The organism is Streptomyces aurantiogriseus, assembly GCF_014649375.1.
Classification (GTDB): domain Bacteria; phylum Actinomycetota; class Actinomycetes; order Streptomycetales; family Streptomycetaceae; genus Streptomyces; species Streptomyces aurantiogriseus.
This window is the reverse complement of sequence record NZ_BMSX01000008.1, coordinates 1-21,471: the sequence shown is the minus strand read 5'-3', so window position 1 is coordinate 21,471 and position 21,471 is coordinate 1. Positions and strand designations below refer to the sequence as shown.

Annotated in this window: 21 protein-coding genes and 2 pseudogenes; 4 read left to right on the top strand and 19 right to left on the bottom strand. The window is 67.1% G+C overall.

What is annotated here, in order from left to right; all coding sequences use genetic code 11:
• Nucleotides 1-92: 92 nt before the first annotated feature.
• The 9 genes from IE263_RS18315 to IE263_RS18275 all read right to left on the bottom strand — a co-directional run bounded on the left by IE263_RS18315 (nucleotide 93) and on the right by IE263_RS18275 (nucleotide 11,071).
• Nucleotides 93-1,313 (bottom strand): glycosyltransferase family 2 protein, encoded by a 1,221-nt coding sequence (locus tag IE263_RS18315; protein WP_189937718.1) that lies wholly within the window; start codon nucleotides 1,311-1,313, stop codon nucleotides 93-95.
• A 239-nt stretch (nucleotides 1,314-1,552) separates the two neighbouring features.
• The gene (locus tag IE263_RS18310; RefSeq protein ID WP_189937716.1) at nucleotides 1,553-3,625 is read right to left on the bottom strand and encodes a hypothetical protein; all 2,073 of its coding nucleotides are present in this window, start codon (nucleotides 3,623-3,625) and stop codon (nucleotides 1,553-1,555) included.
• A 178-nt stretch (nucleotides 3,626-3,803) separates the two neighbouring features.
• On the bottom strand, nucleotides 3,804-5,303 hold the full coding sequence (locus IE263_RS18305; protein ID WP_189937715.1) for a bifunctional cytidylyltransferase/SDR family oxidoreductase: 1,500 nt from the start codon (nucleotides 5,301-5,303) through the stop codon (nucleotides 3,804-3,806).
• Between the two features lie 474 nt (nucleotides 5,304-5,777).
• Nucleotides 5,778-7,340, bottom strand: coding sequence for an alkaline phosphatase D family protein (locus IE263_RS18300; protein WP_189937713.1), 1,563 nt, complete (start codon nucleotides 7,338-7,340; stop codon nucleotides 5,778-5,780).
• A gap of 162 nt (nucleotides 7,341-7,502) precedes the next feature.
• Nucleotides 7,503-8,948 (bottom strand): GTPase ObgE, encoded by a 1,446-nt coding sequence (gene obgE, locus IE263_RS18295; protein ID WP_189937711.1) that lies wholly within the window; start codon nucleotides 8,946-8,948, stop codon nucleotides 7,503-7,505.
• Nucleotides 8,949-9,099: 151 nt separating this feature from the next.
• Nucleotides 9,100-9,354, bottom strand: coding sequence for a 50S ribosomal protein L27 (gene rpmA / locus IE263_RS18290; RefSeq protein WP_189937709.1), 255 nt, complete (start codon nucleotides 9,352-9,354; stop codon nucleotides 9,100-9,102).
• A 14-nt stretch (nucleotides 9,355-9,368) separates the two neighbouring features.
• The gene (gene rplU / locus IE263_RS18285) at nucleotides 9,369-9,689 is read right to left on the bottom strand and encodes a 50S ribosomal protein L21 (RefSeq protein WP_004931419.1); all 321 of its coding nucleotides are present in this window, start codon (nucleotides 9,687-9,689) and stop codon (nucleotides 9,369-9,371) included.
• A 207-nt stretch (nucleotides 9,690-9,896) separates the two neighbouring features.
• Nucleotides 9,897-10,454, bottom strand: coding sequence for a Uma2 family endonuclease (locus tag IE263_RS18280; protein ID WP_229911043.1), 558 nt, complete (start codon nucleotides 10,452-10,454; stop codon nucleotides 9,897-9,899).
• 134 nt (nucleotides 10,455-10,588) lie between these two features.
• Nucleotides 10,589-11,071, bottom strand: coding sequence for an ATP-binding protein (locus tag IE263_RS18275; protein WP_189937705.1), 483 nt, complete (start codon nucleotides 11,069-11,071; stop codon nucleotides 10,589-10,591).
• Nucleotides 11,072-11,264: 193 nt separating this feature from the next.
• On the opposite strand from IE263_RS18275, the gene IE263_RS18270 reads away from it, so the two are divergent.
• Nucleotides 11,265-12,116: a helix-turn-helix domain-containing protein gene (locus tag IE263_RS18270; RefSeq protein WP_189937703.1), complete on the top strand. Its 852-nt coding sequence runs from the start codon at nucleotides 11,265-11,267 to the stop codon at nucleotides 12,114-12,116.
• 10 nt (nucleotides 12,117-12,126) lie between these two features.
• Complete coding sequence (locus IE263_RS18265) at nucleotides 12,127-12,306, top strand: DUF397 domain-containing protein (RefSeq protein WP_189937701.1); 180 nt, start codon at nucleotides 12,127-12,129, stop codon at nucleotides 12,304-12,306.
• 1,037 nt (nucleotides 12,307-13,343) lie between these two features.
• On the opposite strand, the gene IE263_RS18260 is transcribed toward IE263_RS18265, so the two are convergent.
• Nucleotides 13,344-14,468: an SMI1/KNR4 family protein gene (locus IE263_RS18260; protein ID WP_189937699.1), complete on the bottom strand. Its 1,125-nt coding sequence runs from the start codon at nucleotides 14,466-14,468 to the stop codon at nucleotides 13,344-13,346.
• Nucleotides 14,469-14,685: 217 nt separating this feature from the next.
• On the opposite strand from IE263_RS18260, the pseudogene IE263_RS18255 reads away from it, so the two are divergent.
• A pseudogene (locus IE263_RS18255) lies at nucleotides 14,686-14,808 on the top strand (IS5/IS1182 family transposase); the annotation flags it as partial.
• 269 nt (nucleotides 14,809-15,077) lie between these two features.
• Here the strand turns inward: IE263_RS18255 and IE263_RS18250 are convergent.
• From IE263_RS18250 to IE263_RS18240, 4 genes are all read right to left on the bottom strand, one after another.
• Nucleotides 15,078-15,233 (bottom strand): hypothetical protein, encoded by a 156-nt coding sequence (locus IE263_RS18250; protein ID WP_189937697.1) that lies wholly within the window; start codon nucleotides 15,231-15,233, stop codon nucleotides 15,078-15,080.
• A 121-nt stretch (nucleotides 15,234-15,354) separates the two neighbouring features.
• On the bottom strand, nucleotides 15,355-15,714 hold the full coding sequence (locus tag IE263_RS49520; protein ID WP_308430624.1) for a barstar family protein: 360 nt from the start codon (nucleotides 15,712-15,714) through the stop codon (nucleotides 15,355-15,357).
• On the bottom strand, nucleotides 15,711-16,220 hold the full coding sequence (locus IE263_RS48615; protein WP_229911042.1) for a hypothetical protein: 510 nt from the start codon (nucleotides 16,218-16,220) through the stop codon (nucleotides 15,711-15,713). Before IE263_RS48615 ends, IE263_RS49520 begins: the two co-directional genes overlap by 4 nt.
• On the bottom strand, nucleotides 16,220-17,497 hold the full coding sequence (locus IE263_RS18240) for a Hint domain-containing protein (RefSeq protein ID WP_229911041.1): 1,278 nt from the start codon (nucleotides 17,495-17,497) through the stop codon (nucleotides 16,220-16,222). The genes IE263_RS48615 and IE263_RS18240 overlap by 1 nt, the downstream gene beginning before the upstream one ends.
• 366 nt (nucleotides 17,498-17,863) lie before the next feature.
• On the opposite strand from IE263_RS18240, the gene IE263_RS18235 reads away from it, so the two are divergent.
• Nucleotides 17,864-18,481: a HEAT repeat domain-containing protein gene (locus tag IE263_RS18235; protein WP_229911040.1), complete on the top strand. Its 618-nt coding sequence runs from the start codon at nucleotides 17,864-17,866 to the stop codon at nucleotides 18,479-18,481.
• Between the two features lie 114 nt (nucleotides 18,482-18,595).
• On the opposite strand, the gene IE263_RS18230 is transcribed toward IE263_RS18235, so the two are convergent.
• From IE263_RS18230 to IE263_RS18215, 5 genes and pseudogenes are all read right to left on the bottom strand, one after another.
• Nucleotides 18,596-19,075: a DUF4265 domain-containing protein gene (locus IE263_RS18230; RefSeq protein WP_189937693.1), complete on the bottom strand. Its 480-nt coding sequence runs from the start codon at nucleotides 19,073-19,075 to the stop codon at nucleotides 18,596-18,598.
• Nucleotides 19,047-19,757 (bottom strand): polymorphic toxin-type HINT domain-containing protein, encoded by a 711-nt coding sequence (locus tag IE263_RS50025; RefSeq protein WP_189938303.1) that lies wholly within the window; start codon nucleotides 19,755-19,757, stop codon nucleotides 19,047-19,049. The genes IE263_RS18230 and IE263_RS50025 overlap by 29 nt, the downstream gene beginning before the upstream one ends.
• A gap of 113 nt (nucleotides 19,758-19,870) precedes the next feature.
• Nucleotides 19,871-20,075, bottom strand: a pseudogene (locus IE263_RS48610) (SurA N-terminal domain-containing protein); the annotation flags it as partial.
• A 48-nt stretch (nucleotides 20,076-20,123) separates the two neighbouring features.
• Entirely contained in the window at nucleotides 20,124-20,873 is a 750-nt protein-coding gene (locus tag IE263_RS48605; RefSeq protein WP_229911039.1) for a DUF6193 family natural product biosynthesis protein, read from the bottom strand.
• 13 nt (nucleotides 20,874-20,886) lie between these two features.
• Nucleotides 20,887-21,471 (bottom strand): polymorphic toxin type 27 domain-containing protein (locus IE263_RS18215; RefSeq protein ID WP_229911038.1); only part of this gene is annotated, 585 nt, incomplete at its 5' end.

The following is a 21,471-nucleotide window of genomic DNA, read 5'->3' as shown; positions in this document are numbered from 1 at the left end:
CCGCGCCCCTTTGTCAGTCAGCTCATGCCGGTCTCACGCCCGGGTCGGTCAGCTCACGCCGCCGGTCGGCCTCGCGGCCCCGGCCCGCCACCTCACGCCGCCGTCGCGCTTCTCGGTGTCGTCCTGCGCTGTGAGAGCGTCCGGCGTATCTTGCGCGTCGCGCGTCGTAGGAAGGACTCGGTCGAGCCCTGGCGCCAGCCCGGGTAGGCCTTGGCTTCGCGGGGTTCGGCGAGGTAGACGCGGTCGGGTATGCCGGCCGGCTTGGAGCGGAAGTGGGGGTAGGCGAGGTAGAGGCGGGTGCCGCGCTTCTCCAGGACGGGGGTGGGCGCGGTCTTGGCCTTGATGAACTCGATGACGTCCGCGAGGAGATCGGGGCGCTGCTGGGCCACCAGGTGCAGCCGCAGGCGTTCGTGGACGCGGAGGCGGTGGGCGACGCCCTCGTTCCAGTAGGCGTCCATCAGCGGCTTGGCCAGCTCCATCTTGGTGCGCCGGATCTCCTCGTCGTTGCGGAGGAACACCGGGCCGAACTGCGGGAGGACCGTGACCAGGAAGGGGCGGACCATGAGGACGTCCCGCTTGGCGCCGGGCGGGAGCATCCGCGCGAGCAGTTCCATCAGGGCGCGTGCGGAGTCGAAGCGCAGGGTGTAACTGCCGCTCTTCGTCACGTGCTTGCCGTCGGTACGGCCCACCAGGTAGTAGCAGGTGTAGTCGGCGAGGACGGAGACGCCGTCGGCCCGCAGATACGCCTCCATCGTGAACAGCGCGTCCTCGCCGGTCCACAGGGACTCGTCGAAGCGCATGCCGTGCCGCTCCAGCAGCGCGCGGCGGAACAGCTTCTGCGCGCTGAGCGTGAACTTGATGTTGGAGGAGAAGACGTCCGTACGGTCGAGGGTCTTGCCCCACATCGACTGGGGCGGCTTGCGGTTGATGCCCTCGACGCGGCCGAGGACCACGTCCGTGCCGTTCTTGTCGGCCATGGCGACCATGCGTTCGAGGGCCTCGGGGCCGAGCCGGTCGTCGGCGTCGAGGAAGAAGACGTAGCGGCCGGTGGCCTTGGCCAGGCCGACGTTGCGCGGGCCGCTGGGGCCGCCGGAGTTCTCCTGGTGGATGACCGTGACCGGCATGGGGGCGCGGGCGGCGAACTCGTCCAGGCAGTCCCCGGTGCCGTCCCGGGAGCCGTCGTTCACCGCGATGACCTCGATACGCGCCGGGTCCATCGACTGCGCCTCGACCGATGCCAGGCACTCGACCAGATACGGCATCGCTTCGTAGGCCCCGATGATCACGCTGACATCAGGCTCCGCCAGGGTCACTCTTCCCCCTCGTAACGCACGTTTCCCCACGCGTCAATGGTCTGACGTTCCGATAGACGGAGGATTACAGAAAGGGGTTGCCTCCGTTACCGCCCTTCGTGCATGTGTGCCGCATCACAAGCAACGGAAACGGCTCGGCTCCCGGAGATCTCTCTCCGGGAGCCGAGCCGAGGGGCCGAGCCGGACGGCGTAGCTGCGGGGGTCACGCCCGTGCTGTGCCGGGCGGCATCAGGCCGTCGTCACGCCGTCGTCACGTCTTCCGCTTCCGCCAGTTCCGTCCCGTCGACCGCCAGGGCGCCCCGGGAGGCCTGGCCGACGTTGCGGGCCTCGGCCTTCAGTGCGAGGTCGGCGACCGCGGTGTTGAACTGCTCGATGGAGGTCGGCTTGTCGGGGCCGAGCAGGTACTCCTTGAGCTCCTTGCGGTCCTCGGCCAGCGGATCGGCGGCCGGGTCGCGCACGGCGTCCAGCAGCTGGTCGAGCTCGGCGGCGCTGTTGCTGAGGATCACGGCGGCACGCACGGCGGTGTTCTGCCGCTTGAACTCCTCCACGCCCAGCTCCGCCGAGTCCGTGACGGCGTACGGCTTGCCGCTGGCGATGAAGTCGGAGACGACGCTGGAGATGTCGGAGACCATCGCCTCGGAGGCGTTGAAGCAGTCGTACAGGCGCGGTTCGGAGCCCGTGATGACGCGGTGCTGGAAGGAGGGGAAGGAACGCCAGTAGGCGTCGTTCCACTCGGCGCGCAGCCGGGCGGCCTCCTCGTGCTTGCGCATGTCGACCAGGCCGTCGCGGCTGGTCACGGCCTCGTCGGCCTTCTCGTCGAAGGCGAGGGACAGCGCGTCCAGGCGGGCCTTGAGACGGGTCAGCTCGGCCTTGGCCTTGGCCTGGGCGGCCGGGTCCGCGGTGAAGCGGGAGTCGGCTGCGCGCTCGGCGGCGGCCTTCTTGATGAGGGCGGTGATCCGGCGGTGCGCGGCGCCGGCCTTGGCGCTGCGGGTGCCGGTGAAGGGGTGCGGCTTGTACAGGACGCGGACCGGGGGCTCGGCCGCGACCAGCTTCTTCACGATGTTCTCGCCGGCCAGCAGGAGCGAGGTGTTGCCCGGGTTGTCGTCCCAGCCCTCCCAGGTGGGCGCGTACAGGATCGTCGGGATCCTGTCCTTGGGCGCGCCCTGCCCGGGCTTGATCGGCGCGAGCTGCGGGCGGCCGACCTCGACGATGTCCTCGTCGCGGATGCCGACGTCGGCGATGGCGTAGCGGTCGCGGCCCGCGCGTCCGGCGGTCCACACCTCGTCGTAGACCTTGCTGAACGGGTTGACGCTGGCGAGCTTGTCGCTGTCGCCGTGGCCGATGAAGACGTGCTTCATGGTGGGGACGCGCAGCATGTGGATGTTCTTGCCGACGTTCGCCGGGTACAACGTGACCCGCACCATGGACAGGTCCATGTTCATCAGGTGCACCCCGCCGGGCACGCAGATGACGGGCACCGTGGTGGGCGCCATCTTCTCCAGGATGTAGCGCTCGCGCAGGATGATCAGCGGACGGGAGTCCAGCTGCTCCATGGTCTCCAGCCACATGTTGACCTGGTACGCGGAGTCGGCGGAGCCGGAGAAGTACAGCACCGTCTCCGGACGGTACTCGCGCAGCCAGGCGCTGACGGTCTTCAGGACCTTGTCGGCCTTCGGCGGGATCCGCTTGGCCCGCAGGTACGGCGCCAGCGCGACGACGTACAGCACGCCCAGGCCCAGGGTGACGCCGACGCCGACGAAGCCGGCGAGGTCCAGGTCCGCGAGGGCGCAGACGAGCAGGCCCACGACGGCCGCGAGGTCCAGGTGGAGCATCTTCACACCGGCCCGGCTCAGCAGGCGGCGCGGCGGGGCGTCCGGGATGGGCAGCCGGGAGACCAGGTCGACGTTGCGGGTGACGACCGGCATCTGACGGCGGTTGCCGATGAGGGTCACCAGCGCGCCGTGCGGGGCCTGCAGGCCGAAGAAGATCGTGAAGCAGGCGATCGCCGCGTAGAAGACCGGCTCCTGTGAGAGGCCGAGTCTGGCCAGCAGCAGGATCAGCAGCAGCTCCCGGAGCAGGAAGCGCATCGACAGACCGGCTCTCACCTTGCCCAGGAGGCTGATGAGGTAGCTGCCCTTGCGGTGGAGATAGAGGTCCGCAAGGTAGGTCACGGCGGCCGCGGCGGCGAAGGCGGGGACGCTCGGGACGAGCGCGGCCAGCATGAGGCCGGGGTAGCCCAGCGTCATGAGGGCCGCCGCGGCCAGCTCGGCCGCGCTGCCCACCCGGGCGACGCGAATAGCGGTGCTTATCACGGAGGAACCTGCTCTGGGAGGGTTGCCGGTCATAAAGGTCTTAGCAGCCGGAAAGTCCGGAAAATCCAGAAAAATCCCTTGTGGGAAGTTTCGGGAATTTTACGGATTCAGGCCTCTGTGAATACTCCGTAAACTTGGAGCCACAGAGGCCTGAATACCAATGGCTATTTGCGGGTGATTATGCCACGCCGTCCTGACGGTCGAGCACGCCGGCCAGAGCCTGCTCGAATCCGGAGGCGCGGCTGGCGTCGGCCGTCGGGTCCTGCTGACGGACGTCGATGACGTGCCCGGTCAGTTCGGACAGCAGCACGTCGAGGGAGGTGCGGGCGACCGCCTCGGAGGACAGCAGGCTGCCCGCGGGCTCCTGGCCGAAGGCCTTGGTGCGCATCGGCGTCGCCGTGCGCTCCGGATTGATGCAGTTGACCCGGATGCCGTCGCCGGCCCACTCGTCGGACAGGGCCTGGGTGAGGTTCACCATGGCGGCCTTGGTCGAGGAGTAGAGGCTGTACTCGGCGCGGCCGCGGGTGTAGCTGCTGGAGGTGTACAGCAGCAGCTGCCCCTTGGTCTCGGCGAGGTACTTGTAGGCCGAACGGGCGATCTGCACGGGGGCCAGGTAGTTGACCTTCAGCGCTTCCTCGATGGTCGCGTTGTCGGTCTCGGCGAGCTTGCCGATGCGCAGCACGCCCGCGGTGTTGACGACGTAGTCGATCCGGCCGGTCTCGGAGTACGCCTTGGAGAGCGCGTCGTCGACCTCCTCCGGGTTCTCGACGTGCGTGCCGGTGGTGGAGCGGCCGAGGGCGTAGACCTTCGCGCCGTAGGACTCGGCGAGTTCGGCGATGTCCTTGCCGATGCCGTACGAACCGCCGAAGACCACCAGGGTCCTGCCGGTGAGCAGGTCGCGGTAGGCGTCCTCGCCGACCTGCTCGGGTGCGGCGGTGGAGCCCAGCTGGAAGAGCTTGTCGGCGATGAAGACGTCGACCGGCTGCGTCACCTTCATGTTGTACTCGTCACCCGCGACGACGTGGATCGGCACGTCCGGCAGGTAGCGCAGCACGACCGTGCAGTCGTCCGTGGCCTGGAAGTTGGGGTCGCCCGCGGCCACCTCGTACGCCCGGCGGATCGTCGACAGCTTGAACGCCTGCGGGGTCTGTCCGCGGCGCAGCCGGGAGCGGTCCGGGATCTCGGTGATGAACTCGCCGTCCTCGCCGTGCGTGCGCGTGACGATGATGGTGTCCGCGGAGGGGATGGCGACGTCGACGGCCTGGTAACGCTCCAGCGCGGCCACACAGTCGTCGATGACGCGCTGCGAGAGCAGGGGGCGTACGGCGTCGTGGAAGAGGACGTTGAGGTCCTCGCCCTCGGCCAGGCCCTCGCCCAGGGCGGCGATGGCGCGCTCGGTGGTCTCGTTCCGAGTGGAGCCGCCCTCGATGATCCGCGATACTTTCCTGAACCCGGCCTTGGCGACGATCTTCTCGACGTCCGGCACATAGCCGGGCGCCATCAGCACGATGACGTCGTCGACGGAGTCGGCCTTCTCGAAGGTGGTCAGGGTGTGCTCGATGACTGCCTTGCCGGCGATCTTCAGCAACTGCTTGGGGATCGACAGACCCACCCGCTGACCGGTGCCACCGGCCAGGATCACTGCGGTGGTACGGGGCTTGGCTATGTGCTGGGACACAGGTGACCTACCTTGGGGCGACAGGGAACGAGGAAATGGTCCCACTTGCGGTAACCGCGATGCAAGGTGAGCGCCCTTCAGTGCATATGTGCGCGCTACCTGCCATTCACCTTGCGCTGCTGCTGATTGCGAGACACGGGGTGAACCTTCCTCGGATGCTCTCGCTAAATCCTGTGAGTAACTCCACAGGGTGTATGGGATTGCCGAGAGTGACGGGAAAGCAGCGCAGGGGCGTCGGAGCTGCGGCGAGCGCCGCCGGGGAGTGAGGATCTTCACGTCCCGCGACGCGGGGATGCACGCGTTCTTCATATGCGCGAGGCCATTACCACACAATTACGCATCAGGATTACGTGCATTTCCTGAGGTGGCGCTGAGAGGACCCTGGGACTTGATGAGTCCCAGGGTCCTCCCGTCGTTCTCTCGCGTTCTCCCGCGTTCTCCAGCGTTCTCTTGTCGTTCTCCCGTCGTTTTCCGTCAGACGCGCCGAACGCCCGGCTTGCCGTCCGTCACCCGCAGCCTGGCCAGCGTGCGGGCCGTCGCCTTCGGCTTGAGCACGGTGTCCACGACGCGGACCTGCGCGTCGACGGCGTCGTGGCGCACGTCGAAGAGGTGGTAGCCGCGGTGGGCGTCGATGAGCTTCCAGTGCGGGTTGTCGGCCTTCAGCGGGTCCCACTGCGCGTGGAAGGCGGCCTGGTCCTGGTCTCCGTTGCTGGAGATGGACGTGCCGACGAACTCGGCGCCGACGACCGCGGAGGACGGGTCGGCGAAGTCCCGCTTCAGGTCGCTGATCATGGTGAGGTGCCGGTCGCCGGTGAGCACGACGGGGTTGCGGACCTTCGCGAACTCCCCCAGCAGGGCGTTGCGTTCGACCTGGTAGCCGTCCCAGGCGTCGTAGAACCACTGCTTGCCCGGGCCGGCCAGCAGGTCGGTCTCGGCCATCATGATCTGCGAGGCGACGAGGTTCCAGCGGGCGGTGGACCCGTGCAGCGAGTCGAGCAGCCACTGCTTCTGCTCGGCGCCGAGCATGGTGAGCGCGGGGTTCTGGGCGCCCGCCTGGCTGGTGGCCTGGTCGCTGCGGTACTGCCGGGTGTCCAGCACGTTGAGCCGGGCCAGCCGGCCGAACTGGAAGCGCCGGTACATGCGGATGTGCGGCCCGTTGGGAATGGCGGTCGCCCGGACCGGCATGTGCTCGTAGTACGCCTGGTAGGCCGCCGTCAGCCGGGCCACGAACGCGTCGTGCGACTGCTTGGAGGGATCCTGCGGGATCTCCCCGGCGAAGTCGTTGTCGACCTCGTGGTCGTCGAAGGTGACCACCCAGGGCGCGTGCGCATGCATCCGCTGCAGGTCGGGGTCGGTGCGGTACTGCGCGTGCCGGTTGCGGTACTGGACGAGGCTGTACGGCTCCCCGCTCCCCTCGTGCTTGCGCAGGGCGGTGGCGGAGGGCGAGGACTCGTAGATGTAGTCCCCCACGAACAGGACAACGTCGGGATCCTGCGCGTACATGTCGGCGTACGGAGTGAAGTAGCCCTGCTGCCAGTTCTGGCAGGAGGCGAGCGCCAGGCGCAGCGGGCCGCCGGAGCTGAGCGGCGGGGGCGCGGTCCGGGTCCGGCCGACGCGGGACAGCTGCCCGCCGGCGCGGAAGCGGTACCAGTAGGTACGGCCCGGGCGCAGCCCGCGTACGTCCACGTGAACGCTGTGCCCGTACTCGGGCCGGGCCGGGGCGACACCCCGGCGGACCCCGCTGCGGAACCGCTCGTCGGGCGAGATCTCCCACTCGACCTGCACCACCTGGTTGGGCATACCGCCGCCACTCAGCGGCTTCGGGGCGAGCCGGGTCCACAGGACGACGCCGTCGGGCAGCGGGTCCCCGGAGGCGACGCCGAGGCTGAACACCCCGGAGGGCAGCGCGGTCCCGGCGGCCCGTGCGGTGCTGGGCACCCACAGCTGGGCGGAGGCGGCGGCGCCCACGACGGCGGCACCGGCGGTCAGAAAGCGGCGGCGGTCAGGGGAAGTGGTGCCCTTCGGAGCCGTGGCCATCCGTGAACTCCCTTGTGTCGCCGAGGCCTTGGACACAAGGAAGGTGGCATGGCCACCTGGTCAGCGGGCTGAACGCAACAGCTCGCGTGCATGACAAGCAGGGGGACAAAGAGAGACCCGTTGCGGGGCGTGCCGCAACGGGTCTGAGGGGTGTCGGTCGACTCAGAAGGGCTCGAAGCCCTCGAACTCCTGGGCCGCCTCGTCCCGTTCGGCCTGGCGGTCACGCCGGCGCTGGGCGGCGGGCCGCGGGGCCTCGAAGCGGTGGTCCTCACCGCGGCGGCCGAGCATCTCGGCACCGGCGGTCACGGTCGGCTCCCAGTCGAAGACGACGGCGTTGTCCTCGGGCCCGATGGCGACACCGTCACCGGACCGGGCGCCCGCCTTCATCAACTCCTCTTCGACACCGAGGCGGTTGAGCCGGTCGGCGAGATAGCCGACGGCCTCGTCGTTGTTGAAGTCGGTCTGCCGCACCCAGCGTTCGGGCTTCTCGCCCCGCACACGGAACAGCGGCTCGCCGCCGATCTCCTCGCGGGTGACGGTGAAGCCGGCGTCGTCCACGGCCTTGGGCCGGATGACGATCCGGGTCGCCTCCTCCTTCGGCTTGGCGGCCCGCGCCTTGGCGACGAGGTCGGCGAGCGCGAAGGACAGCTCCTTGAGCCCCATGTGCGCGACGGCGGACACCTCGAAGACGCGGTAACCACGCGCCTCCAGATCCGGCCGCACCATCTCCGCCAGGTCCTTGCCGTCCGGTACGTCGATCTTGTTCAGGACGACGATGCGCGGACGGTTGTCGAGCCCGCCGTACTGCTTGAGCTCCTCCTCGATGACGTCGAGGTCGGAGACGGGGTCGCGGTCGGACTCCAGCGTGGCCGTGTCCAGTACATGCACGAGGACGCTGCACCGCTCGACGTGCCGCAGGAACTCGAGGCCGAGCCCCTTGCCCTGGCTGGCGCCCGGGATGAGACCGGGGACGTCGGCGATGGTGTAGACGGTCGACCCGGCGGTGACCACACCCAGGTTGGGCACGAGGGTGGTGAAGGGATAGTCGGCGATCTTCGGCTTGGCGGCGGAGAGCACCGAGATGAGGGAGGACTTCCCCGCGCTCGGGTAGCCGACCAGCGCCACGTCGGCGACGGTCTTCAGCTCCAGGACGACGTCCCGCAGGTCCCCCGGCTCACCGAGCAGCGCGAACCCGGGCGCCTTGCGGCGGGCGGAGGCGAGCGCGGCGTTGCCGAGGCCGCCGCGACCGCCCTGGGCGGCGACGAAGGAGGTGCCGTGTCCGACGAGGTCGGCCAGCACATTGCCCGCCTTGTCGAGGACGACGGTGCCGTCCGGCACGGGCAGGACGAGGTCCTGACCGTCCTTGCCGGACCGGTTGCCGCCCTCGCCGGGCTTGCCGTTGGTGGCCTTGCGGTGCGGGGAGTGGTGGTAGTCGAGCAGCGTGGTGATCGACTGGTCGACGGTGAGGATCACGTCCCCGCCGCGCCCGCCGTTGCCCCCGTCGGGGCCTCCCAGCGGCTTGAACTTCTCACGGTGGACGGAGGCACAGCCGTGACCTCCGTTACCCGCGGCGACGTGGAGTTCGACGCGGTCCACGAAGGTGGTCATGGTGGGTGCCTCCTGGGGGTCCCCCCGGCCGAAGACCGGGGGAGTACGGGTATTGCTCGGTTACTGCTTGGTCAACAAGCGAAAGGCGGACCCGCCTTCCCGTACGGGAAGTGAGGTCCGCCTCGCGAAAAGATCGAACGACTCGCTCGGGTCAGGCGACCGGAACGATGTTCACGACCTTGCGGCCACGGTGGGTACCGAACTCCACCGCACCGGCCTGCAGCGCGAACAGCGTGTCGTCGCCGCCGCGGCCCACGCCGGAGCCCGGGTGGAAGTGGGTGCCGCGCTGACGGACCAGGATCTCACCCGCGTTGACGACCTGACCGCCGAAGCGCTTCACGCCGAGCCGCTGGGCGTTGGAGTCGCGACCGTTCCGGGTGGACGATGCGCCCTTCTTGTGTGCCATGTCTCCTCAGTCCCTTACTTCGCAGCCGCGGGGATCTCAGTGACCTTGATCGCCGTGTACTGCTGGCGGTGGCCCTGACGACGGCGGTAGCCGGTCTTGTTCTTGTAGCGCAGAATGTCGATCTTCTGGCCCTTGTGGTGGTCCACGACCTCGGCCTGGACCTTGATGCCGGCCAGCACCCACGGGTCGCTGGTCACAGCGTCGCCGTCGACAACGAGCAGGGTCGAGAGCTCGACCGTGTCGCCAACCTTGGCGGTGGAAATCTTGTCAACCTCAACGATGTCGCCGACAGCAACCTTGTGCTGGCGACCACCGCTGCGCACGATGGCGTACACGCGGATCTCACTCTCTCGCTCGGGAACGGCACCCCCGCAGTCCAGCCACCCGGGCATGAACACGGATGGCCTCTCCCGGCCACCGAAGGACCGGTACCCGGGAGGAAGAGGTTTACGGGGATGTGGCACGTCTCTGGACACGCCGACGGTCAAGGTTACGGGGGCGCCCCTCCGGGGGTCAAACCGGGCCGGACCCCTCCCCGTCCCTCACCTCTGCTCGTCCGCGGCGCTCTCGTCCTCCGGGACGGCGAACCCGGACGTGTCGAGGTCGAAGTCGAACGGGGCGGGGATGCGCACGGGCCGCCCGAAGGGAACATTGGTCCGGGACCGGTACCCCTTGGGAGACGGGTCCCAGAGAACGTTGATCTCCCCCACCCGCATGTCGAGCAGGAGGTACACGGGCACGATCCGCCCGTACGTCTCCATCTTGTCGAGCCAGTCGACGTCCTTGGTGGAGTCCGAGGTCAGCTCGGCGACGAGGGAGAGGGCGGCACCGTCGGCGTGGCGGCCGTCGGCGTCGAAGGCGGATTCGTCGGCGACGAAGAGGTCGGGCCCGTAGCCGCGCTCGGAGGGCGGGAAGACGAAGAGGAAGGGCGAGGTCTCCGTGATGTGCCCGTCGGGCGCGTGAGCCTCCACCTGCGCACGCAGCCTTCGCATGGGACGCAAGTAGCGCAACTTCGACCACGGCGACACGACGATCTTCCCCCGGATGAGCTCGGCCTTGTAGCCGGCAGGTGTGTCCAGCTCCTCGACGATGCGGAGCATCTCCTCGAATGACCCCGTCCGAGGTGCGTCTATGGCCGGAGGGCGGTCGGTCATGATGGTCACCACGATCCTCCAGTGGTTACAGAGCGTGTCGCCTGATCCACGATAGCGCCGGCCGGTGACAGCCGCCCCGCTCACGCCGCAGCCGCCCGATGCGCGGCGGGTACCCCAACCTCACACCACAGCAGCTTCCCGCCCCGCCCGAAAAGGTCGTCGCCGAGCGCATAACCACCCCAGGCCTCCGCGTAATGACATACGAGGAACAGCCCGCGTCCACCGTCGGCCTCGGCCGGTACGGGGCTGACGGCGGGCCCGGACCGCCTGTCGAAGGGAGGCGGGACGTAGGGGTTGGTGTCCCAGACGCTCACCCGCAGCCGGCTGCCGCCGAGGCCGCGCAGACGGAGGGCGGCGGGGCCACTGGAGTACCGGTACGCGTTGGTGACCAGCTCGGTCGCCAGGAGTTCGGCGGTGTCCTGGAGTTGAGCCATGCCGTGTCCGGCGAGAACGGCACGGACGGTGATCCGGGCAATGCGCGCGGCCCGCGGGTCGTGGGGCAGTTGGAGGGCGTACGCCCAAGTTGGAACCCCTTCGCACTCCGACGGGGATACGGTGACCATGAACGCCTCCTGCGGTGGGGGACTTGGTTCGCTCGATGGCCCGGCCAGGGCTTCCGGCTTATCGGTGGGGCTGTGAGCGGCTTGGTCTTCACCGTAGACTGCAATCCCTGAAGGTTTTGCACACATCAGCAAAAGCTTCAGGGATTCACCTCGTGTGAGTGACAGCCGCACCAGGTGTACGAAATGGAGCGACATGGCACCGCGAAACGTCCCCACCGCACGCCGTCTCCGCATCGGCATCGAGCTGCGCCGTCTGAGGGAACGCGCGGGCATGACCGCTGCCCAGGCCGCCCGCTCCCTGGGCACCACTCAGGCACAGATCAGCAACATCGAGGCCAACCGCTTCGGCGTCAGCGCGGAACGCGTGCGCACACTGGCGCACATCTACGGCTGCACGGACCAACCCCTGGTCGACGCGCTTGCCGGCATGGCGGCGGACCGCACACGCGGCTGGTGGGAGGAGTACCGCGACACTCTGCCGCCCCGGCTCCTGGACCTGGCGGAGCTGGAACACCACGCCACCGCCCTGCGGGTCACTCAGGTCATCAACATCCCCGGCCTGCTCCAAACACCAGAACACGCCCGCGCACTGTTCCGCGAGGCGGTTCCGGCGCTGCGCCCGCATGAGATCGAGTACCGCATCTCCCACCGCATCAAGCGCCAAGCCATCCTTTTCCGCGAGCAGCCACCGCCGTACACGGCGATCGTTCACGAGGCCGCTCTGCGGATGCAGTTCGGCGGACGCGAGGTGGCCAAGACCCAGCTCAACCACCTGGCCGAGGTCAGCGAGCAGGCCAACATCACGCTCCGCATCATCCCGTTCAACGGCACGTCGTTTCCCACCACAGGCCACGCCGTTGACTACTTCCACGGTCCTGTGCCAGCACTCGACACCGTGGAGGTGGACACCGCTCACGGTAGTGAACTCGTCGACGCCGCCGGGCAATTGGAGAAGTATCGCCTCGTGCTGGACCGTATGGAGGCAGTCGCTTTGAAGCTGGACGCCTCCCGCGACCTCATCCGCCGCATCGCTCTAGATATCTGAGGGACGAATCGTGACCGACCAGAACTGGCAGAAGTCCTCCTACAGTGAAGAAGGCTCCGCCTGTGTCTACCTCGCCACCGCCTCCGACGGAACGATCTTCCTTCGTGAAAGCGATGACCCGGAAACCATTCTCACCACCGGCGACGGGCCGCTCGCCGCCCTCATAGCTGCATTGAAGATACCGGCTTAAGGACGGAAGCCTCAATCGTCGTCACACCATTGAGGCTTTCTCCGAAGTGCTGCGGAGATCGGCCCGACCAACTCCTGCCAGATTACACATGCATCAGCGGCCCCAGACGGCAGATCTGCGCGATGTGGAGCGAATGACGCTTCTGCACCGGCCAACGGCGTCAAAGGCCAGGTGAGTATTCCCTCGAAAGCGAGAGCCGCTCGTGCGCTGGGCAGAACGGTCTATTCGTCGCCAGGCCTGGCCGCTGACGGTCTCCGTCGGCCAGCTTCCGCCACCGCCTCCCTGACCGGCCTCCCGTGGGCACGAGGGAAGCTCCGTACAGCTGCGGGCTCAGCCCGGTGAACGGGCCTGTCCAGGACGGCTCCGACGCGTAAGCACACCAGCCACAGCGAGATCACCGCACTCGTGGGTGAGCGCCTACAGACAGTAGGCGAGGGACTGACTCACAGACGGTTGGCGAGCCAGTCTGCCCGCTCCGTACGATCGGCACCACCGTCGCCATCCACTACGTAAACCAGCGCTTCTGCGAAGGTTGCACCCAGGTGCCAGAGGACATTCGGCCCTACGGCAATGACGCGCCCGCTTGCTGCGATGTATGACCTGTACTGGACCGACCACATGCCAGAGGGCTGTAATTCTCTGCGTATCTACGTCGCAGCCTGGAGGCTTCTGCGACTGCGTCGATGCAGGCGTCAACGGGGTCTATGTGTAGTGACGAGCCGGGGACGCGAGCCGGGGAGCTCACGATCCTCAGCCCGCCGAACTCCGCCCAGATCCCCGGCGCCGCGCCGTTGAGCTCGAACCCCGCCGCTGTCAGTGCCGTGTCCAATCCGCAGTGGCGATTTGGCGCCCCGCTGTCCACCCGGCAACGCTGAGCGCACTGAGCACCGTGGGCCCGCAGCGCCTCAGCGACTCACTCATCGTTTTTCATCCTTGGTCTGACCTGGTCAGACGCAAGTGAGGACGGCCTGAACCAGGGTGGTGAGGCGGATGATGGAACACCTCAGATCCCGCAACTCGACCGATGCGGCGCTGAATCATTGGTCATCAGCGGCTGGTTCTGCGTCGTAGGGCTCGAATTCGAGGTAGTCGAGGGGGTCCTCGTCGCGGCGTCCGAGCCGGGGTAGGCCCTCGGTCGCGAACCGGCCGCGCAGCCACTCCAGCAGGGTTTTGGTGAGGTCGGTGTTGAGCGGTGGGCCTTGGTCGGCATGGCGCGGTACAACGATCAATGGCCAGTCGTCCGGCGTGGCACCTTCGGTCAGCCAGCACAGTTGGTCGCCGTCGATGGAGTCGGCGAAGGGCAGGAATCCCCCGGGCTCGGGATAGACAGCCAGGGGATGATACTCAGGGAACTCGGCTCGCTGCTCCTGGTAGGTCTCCGCGTACCACTCGGCCCACGGTGTGAGCGCGTACTGGTCCTCGCCGAAGGGGATGCTGAAGCGCAGCCAGCCGCACCAGGTGCCGGCCCCGTACCGCTCCATCAGTCGTACGTACTCGCCGGGCAGACGTGTACCCAGCCGTTCGTACAGCCAGTCCCAGTTGTGCTTACCGAGCGCGGGTGTCTCCGGCGGCGGAACGAGTGCGATCAAAGTCTCCAGCCCGCTGCCTGTGGTGAGCGCCGCCCGCTGCTGAGCAGTTGGCTCCGGCCGCCGAGGCGGCGGTGTCCACGGGGTGTGCTCCAGGTCGGTTTGCATGCCACTTCGGGCGGCCACCGGGCGCATGCCGTCGGCCACGAGCCGGGCCAGCGTCGGCACGAGCGGGGTCGCGAAGCGCCGCCAGGGGTCGCGGCCCGCGTTCTCGTCGTCCTGACAGTGCATGACGACCGGCCACTGGTCGGGGTCGTCGGATGCTGTGGTGTCCCAGTAGAGGGTATCGGCGGTACGGGTGGCGCCGAAGGGAAGGCCGCCGGGGGCGTCACGCCGACTCTGCTGGACCCAGGCCCCATAGTCGAACCAGCCGCGGTTCACGCATGGCGTGTGAAGCCAGAGCCAGGCGCCAATGTCGAGTGGGCCGTACGCGGCGGCGATGGCCTTGTAGTCGGCGGGCAGGCTCGTCCCCAACCAGGACTCGACTGCCGCCCAGTCGACAGGTACGGCGTAGTCGGCCGGCGGATCGCCGAAGATCTCGGCGAAGGCGTTGACGTGCGGGTCTGAAGCATTCACGGGTCTATAGACCTTTACCGGGAGCGAACGGGTGTTGACCGGGAGTGCGGGAAAGCACATGAGCTTCTTCCAACCTGCCACAGTGACAGGGTGGTTGGGCTGACAATGTGGTGAAGCCCCTGGTAGATGGGTTTTCGACCAAGAGAACCGTCATCCACCAGAGGCTTCGCATGCTTATCTACCCGTCGGGCGTCGACGTGTCCAGTTCTGCCCTACGGTGCCTGACGAGTTGTGGGAACTGTTCAGGCGGGTGGTTCCGGAGACGGTCATCCGGCGCCCGCAGGGAGGTGGCCGGCGTCGTGCCGGCGACCGGGAGACGCTGGCGGCGATCGTTTTCGTAGTGCACGCCACGCAGACAGAGCGCGTTCATAGCCCATTGAGCAGACTCCGACGGTGGTCAGCGGGCCAAGAGGAACAACGTCGTATTACGTGTGCGCTGTGTCGACGGTGAGGTTGTAGACCGCCGCCTGTTGTGTCCAGGCGCTGACGGCGTCGACCTCTGTGCCGGGATCGATTCGACCGCATAGGGGCCGATCGGACAGACTTCCTCGGAGAACCACTTCACGGCCACTGATGCGGAGACACTTGGACCGAGGTCTTCCTCATCCCTCACCCAAGACGCGCGGCAAGGGCGGACCGGTAGCACTCCAGCCGGTCCTTGTCCGCGTCAACGAAGCTCTGCACTTCAAGATGGTTGTCCAGCAGGTGCCCAATCGTCTCCTGCGCGCTCCGGGCGCCCAGCAGCTTGGCGAACGTCTCTGTCAAGTGCGCACCCGACTGCCCGCAGCCGCAGCGGAGTGCTGCCCTGTCATGGCGTGCGAGCTCAAGCAGTGACGTCCTCATGATCTCCCTGTGTCCGGCAGCGACCTCACTCACGCGGACGGGGCTAGAGAAGCCGGACGTCGCAGCGGCTCAGAACGTCCATGACCCTCCCGAAGTCCCCTTTCAGACGCTCACGTGACTCGGACGAGTACCGCCAGTTGAGGGTGAAGGGAGCGGTAGCTCCGAAGTCTCCGCCCAAGCAGTCGGCCAAGGCACTGAGACTCCGGCCGAAGTATCCGCCGGGACCGTTGACCGCCTCTCCGATGACGCAAAGAAAGTCCCGGAGGTCCCCGACCAAGCGCCCGTCTGTCCGTGCAGCATCGATGAACTGGCCACGCCGACCCGCACACGCCTCAAACGCATGCAGTACAAGCCCGGTTTGCGGGCTCCTGCCAGCAGCTGCGTCTGGGCGCGTTCCCGTCACCCTTGCCCCTTGCCGGCCTTCCCGTCCCTCCGGGAGAGCGCCTGTCGGTAGTACTCCAGCCGGTCCTCGTCCTCGTCCACGAACTCCAGGATGTCGAACGCAGCCTCGGCGTCCCCGGACACGGCCTCGGTGTACAGCACCAAGATGCCCTCGCGCACCGCGGCAACGCACTGCTCCTCCAGATCGGGGCGACCGGCCTCGATCTCGCTTCGATGCGACTCCCCTGTCACGAGGTACTCCAGCATCCCCAGGAAGTGTCTCCTGACAGAGTCATGCAGGTCCTCGCCCAGCGCCGTGAGCATCACCGGAACGGCATGGGGGGCCACCTCGAAGAGCATGCTCTGCACCTCGAGGTGGTTCTCCAGCGTGTGCCCGATCGTCTCCTGCGTGCTCCGGGCGTCCAGCAGCCTCCTGAAGGCCTCCGTCAGATGCGCACCCGACTGCCCGCAGCCGCAGCGCAGTGCGGACCAGTCGTGGCGTCGCAGTTCCAGGATCGATGCCCTCATCACTTCCCGATCATCCATGGTCCTTCAGGGTCGTAGATGACACTGTGGACGAAGTTCTCCGGGGGATAGTTGCCCTGGCAGGTCGTGCAGATCTCCTTCTCCTGAAGAATCTTGCCGTTCCCGTCGTCGAAGTCCTCCCGTCGGATCGCCCTGGTGAAGATGACGTCGTCCGCATCCCAGCCTGTGTGGTCGAGGATGTTCGGCTCGGCGCAGCTGCCGTTGCCCGAGCAACCCACCGCGATGTCCCCCGTCTTCTTGTGCACGGCGGCCGTGTAGGTACGGGACTTCGCCTTGCCCGTCGCCCTGTCTGCCGCCTCGTACCGCAGGCCGGTGGCTTCCGATATGCGGTCGTCCATGTTCCAGTTGCCCTGGGCCCGGTGAACCGTGATCGTGGGCTGGAACTTGCCCTTGTTGCCTCGGGTGCCCTTGCCCGCGGCGCAGTTGTGGACGAGGGTGGACGTCTCGCCCGCCGCCACGTAGTACGTGTGCGCGGTGTCGACGGTGAGGTTGTAGACGGCTGCCTGCTGTGTCCAGGCGCTGACCGCGTCGACCTGGACCCACGTGCCGGAGCCGGTCTGGAGCCACTGGCCGGGCTTGAGTTCGCCGGCCTTGAGCCACTTCTTCAGGTCGGGGACCCAGAAGGGGTGGCCGGCGGTCGCAGTGATGGTGTCGGTGGCCTCGCCCTGGTCGCCGTCCGTGTCGACCGTGAGCTTGACGAGCTTCTTCTCGCCCTTGCCCTCGATCGTGTCGGTGACCTTCTGCTTGGACGTCTTGCCCGTCGTCGGGTCGGTGGCGAGGACCTCGTCGCCTTCCTCGACCTGTTCGATGGGCTTGTGGCTGCCGTCGGCCATGACGACTTCCGTGCCCGGCACGAAACTGTTGGCGGATGTCATCGAGGCCACGTCCATCGCCGTGCTCGTGCACTCGACCGCGGTCTCGATCTTGTCGGCGATGTCCTCGGTCTTCTCCGCCGCCTTGGCGATGTCGTCCGCGTACTTGGCCGCCTTCGCCGCCATCCGGCCGGCCTTCGCCGCCCGCACGGCCGCCGCGCCGGCGCCGCCGAGCAGGACTCCGCCGACCGTGGCCGCCGCCCAGGCGCAGGCCTCCATGTCGCCCTTGGTGACGCAGTTCTTGATGTCGTTGAAGCCGGTGACCTCGCCGACGACGTTGCCGACTGTCTTGACGCCTTCCCAGAGCGCACCCCGGTCCACCGCCTCGGAGACGGTCTCCACGGCGCTGCCGACCTGCACGACGTGCGGGGCCACCTCGAAGCGCACGCCTCCGTCCAGGACTGCCCTTCGTCACGCCGAGCAACGGAACCGATGCCAACGTCGGCGGCCAGGGCCTTCGGCGAGATTGAGACGGGATCTGTTCTCCAGCCGCTCCGTGGGCGACCATCCCAAGTCCATTCCGCCATGAACCCGCGTAGAGCCGACAGCGGTTGGTCACCGTATTCCTCGCACGCGGCCTGCAGTTGACGACCTACCAAAGAATCAGAGAAATCTTCATTGGTATCGACATCGAAGCACTGCCGGCCGCCAGCACTCCTGCCTCACTGTCGCCGCACGTTTCTTGGAGGGGTGGAACCTGACCAATATCGAACTGGGACGTTACTCTGCCGATCGAGATCGGGAGGACTGCGGATGCTGACACTGGACGAGGCGGTTACCCAACTGGACGCGAGCTCTGCTGCCAAACGCCGCACGGCTGCGAAGCGCTTGCGCGCGCTCGCCGACGAGGCCGCCGGCTCACCTCTGCTACGTGCGCTCCAGCGGGAGATGCAAGATCTTGGGGCCTGGGAAACGCAGTATCAGCTCATCATGGCCATCGGGGCATGCGGCTACCAACCGGCGGTCCCGTACCTGAGCGAACTCACCCAGCATCGGACTGAAGTCCCCATGGTCCACACTGCCGTGGGAGACGCGATCGTTCGGCTACGCGCGCCAGTAGAGGGCATTGCCGTCCCACTGCGATGGTGCCTCGACAGCGGGAACCCTTCACTCGCTGACGGCGCCCTGCGCGCCGTCGCCATGCAACGCGCGGTTCCCGACCCCGCGACCATCGACCACATCCTCGACTTCCTCATCCCGCTCGATGCCCACGACGGCTTGCGCTTCTGGCCGGCCGCGGCTGCCGCCGGATGGCCGGGGAACCGCGTACGCGCTTTCCTCGAGAACTGCGCCGCAGGCCCCCGCCCCGACATCGCTGAGGCCGCCGCCTCGTCTCTGAAGGGCAAATACCGGACGTATCGCCCGCTGTAGCATTCCTCAGCCTTGAAATCGCATTTGCTCCACGTAGGCAAAGCGCCGGGCGCCCGACTGTATCGGAAATAAGTACTACTCGGAACCGATGGCCGACGACAAACAGAAATATCCCTATTCCCACCATCCAAGCGGTTCGCCGCTGTCGGGGTCGTAGACGTTTCCATACATCCACTCGACTCCCTGATCCGGCAAATTTGCCATGACTGATTCGATGGCTTCGAATCCTGCAGAGACCGGGATCGTCAATACAACGAGGTTCTCAAGCTCGCCGTCAACTCGACCACCGAGTTGCGAGATTCCGCGCTTGAGTTCGTCGAGCGCTTCCATTGAAACGCTTTGGTGGAAACACTGCACGCAAACGTTTCCACCTCGCGCAAGGATGTCAACTCGCGGGGGCTCGTGCGCGAGCTTGATCTCATCGCCGGCAGCAATGCCCTGAAAAAATCCCGGAGACAGCAAGACCTTGTACCGGTCATCTCCCAGTGGCATCACCTTCACCCTCTCCTGGGCCTTCACTCCGTCATCGGACTCGACATCCAGGAGAAGAGTGTCACATCGCCCGTTAATCGGATCTTCCTCTCGGGGCTCCACAGCTTCCTCTCTCAGCGCACGACATTCCCACCGAAGGCGCACCTCGATCCTGCGCGCTTCCATTGCAGGCCATGCCCTCGATGCAGAGATTTCCCTCCGTCAGGTTTCCGCCCTTGGAGCGCGGGACGTTGACATGCCCTATTTGCACATTGGCGGGATTCTTCGTTGTCTGGCCACACCTCCAGCACGTGAGAACACTGTCGTTCTCCGCCTGCGCCTTCCGGACCATTTGATTGCGGATGGACGAGGGAACTCGCTTACCGGCAGTGGGCCCGCCCGAACTCGCCGCCATTTGCGCGGGCGAGGCGATCTCGCCATCGCGAAGGATGAACAACGGCAGCTGCGTGCCGCATGCCGGGGTACCACTGGTCGGACTGGAGTTGTGGACCAGGACGAAGGTGTCCCCGGCTTCCACATAGTACGTGTGCGCCGTGTCGACGGTGAGGTTGTAGACAGCCGCCTGCTGCGTCCACGCGCTGACCGCGTCGACCTGCACCCACGTCCCGGAGCCGGTCTGGAGCCACTGGCCGGGCTTCAGTTCACCCGCCTTGAGCCACTTCTTCAGGTCCGGGACCCAGAAGGGATGGCCGGCGGTCGCGGTGATGGTGTCGGTGGCCTCGCCCTGGTCGCCGTCCGTGTCGACCGTGAGCTTGACGAGCTTCTTCTCGCCCTTGCCCTCGATCGTGTCGGTGACCTTCTGACCTCGTCGCCTTCCTCGACCCTCTCAATGGGTTTGCCGCTGCCTGCGGCCATCAGCACGGGACCCGGTCGAGGATCACTTGTCCCGGCTCAGCTGCCCGTGTTCTGGGTCAGCTTCGCGAACTGTTGCGAGGCCTGAGCAGCACGCACATCCTTCACCTCAGGCTGCAGCGCGGCCACCTCGATATCCGGTTCCGCCGACCACGGCCGCGGCGCCTGGATGCGGCTCGTTCCCGCAGGCGGCGAGCAGGGGCGCCGCCGCGGCGGCGACGGCGAGCACGGCGCGACGGCGGCGATGCAAAGGCAGTGAAGGGCGGTACGCCCCTCAGCCCACTTCGCCTGTCGTACGTCACTCCTGTGGTAGGCGCCCCTCGAACGCCGGACCGCAGCCGTCAGGCAGGTGTGCCGCCGCAAGCGCTGCCGCCTCTGCCGCCGTTCTCACGTCGCCGAGGGTGGAGGCGTCCGGAGCGTACACGCGCCAACCGTGCTCCAAGGGGCCGATCATGGGCAGATCGTTGGTGAACGGGTCGCGCGTGGCCCGGCTGAAATGGAGCCAGCCATGGCTGGGGAAAGGGAACAGTTGCCGCAGCCGGGGCTCGGCGTAGGCAGCCTCGGTCAGCTCCGGGTCGGCAAGCCGGACTCCCGGGTCGCGCTCACGCATCAACTTCCACGCAGTGGCAACCGCGTGCCCCTCCAGATGGGCCTCCGCAAGCCGGTCGAATTCGATGAACGGCCAGGCACCACTCATCTCTCCCACCGATCTTCCCGAGTTCCAGTCGTGCACCGCAACGGCTACCGCGTCCAGGTCTCCGGAACCGCCCGTCCCCAGGTGGACACCGGGTGCCCAAATGGTGATGTCGAACATTCGCTCCTCGGTGGAGTCGGCGGAAACAAGAAAGACACCCCGTTGCGTCACCGCCTTGGCCCGAATCAGGGCACCACGCCCATCGCCAGCGACCAGAGGTCCGATGTCAATCCCCTGCCTGGATGCCGCTTGCCGCAGCGCCGGAACAAGACCGCCAGCCACGGCGACATCAGGGTAGTGGGTTCGGTCAATCGCGGTTGGTGCCGGAGCACCCTCGGCCCGACGGTCAGCCATCACACACTCCTTGTCAGTCAGCCCAGTCGGGGCGAGTGGGGGTATAGCTCCTCCCCTTCCAGTACCACTCGATCGAGTCGTATTTCCGCTGCCCCGTTATAACTGCCATTCTCACGTTGCCGATCTCCCAGGCCGTCTGATACCCGCTCTTCACTCCCTCTTTCCAACCCTTGCGGAAGGTCGGGATTCCTCGCTCCAGCAGCATCGACAGCGCATGGTCTCCGCTCTCGGCTCCGTCGATACCGTCCAGTGAGATCGACAGGCGCGTGTTCTTGTCCCTGATGGCGTTGCTGACTCCGACCATCCACTCCGGGGCGCCGTCACCGTCCGGATGCGGCTTGTCGTAGTCGTTGTCCGGGTTGAAGCCCTTGTTGAACGTCCGGCCCCCGATCTTCCTTGCCAGCGCGTCAGAGTGCTTGCCGACTCCGAGGACGACATGATCGCAGTTGTGGACCAGGACAGGCGCGTTCCCCGCCGCCACGTAGTACGTGTGCGCCGTGTCAACGGTGAGGTTGTAGACGGCTGCCTGTTGCGTCCAGGCGCTGACCGCGTCGACCTGCACCCACGTACCGGAGCCCGTCTGGAGCCACTGGCCGGG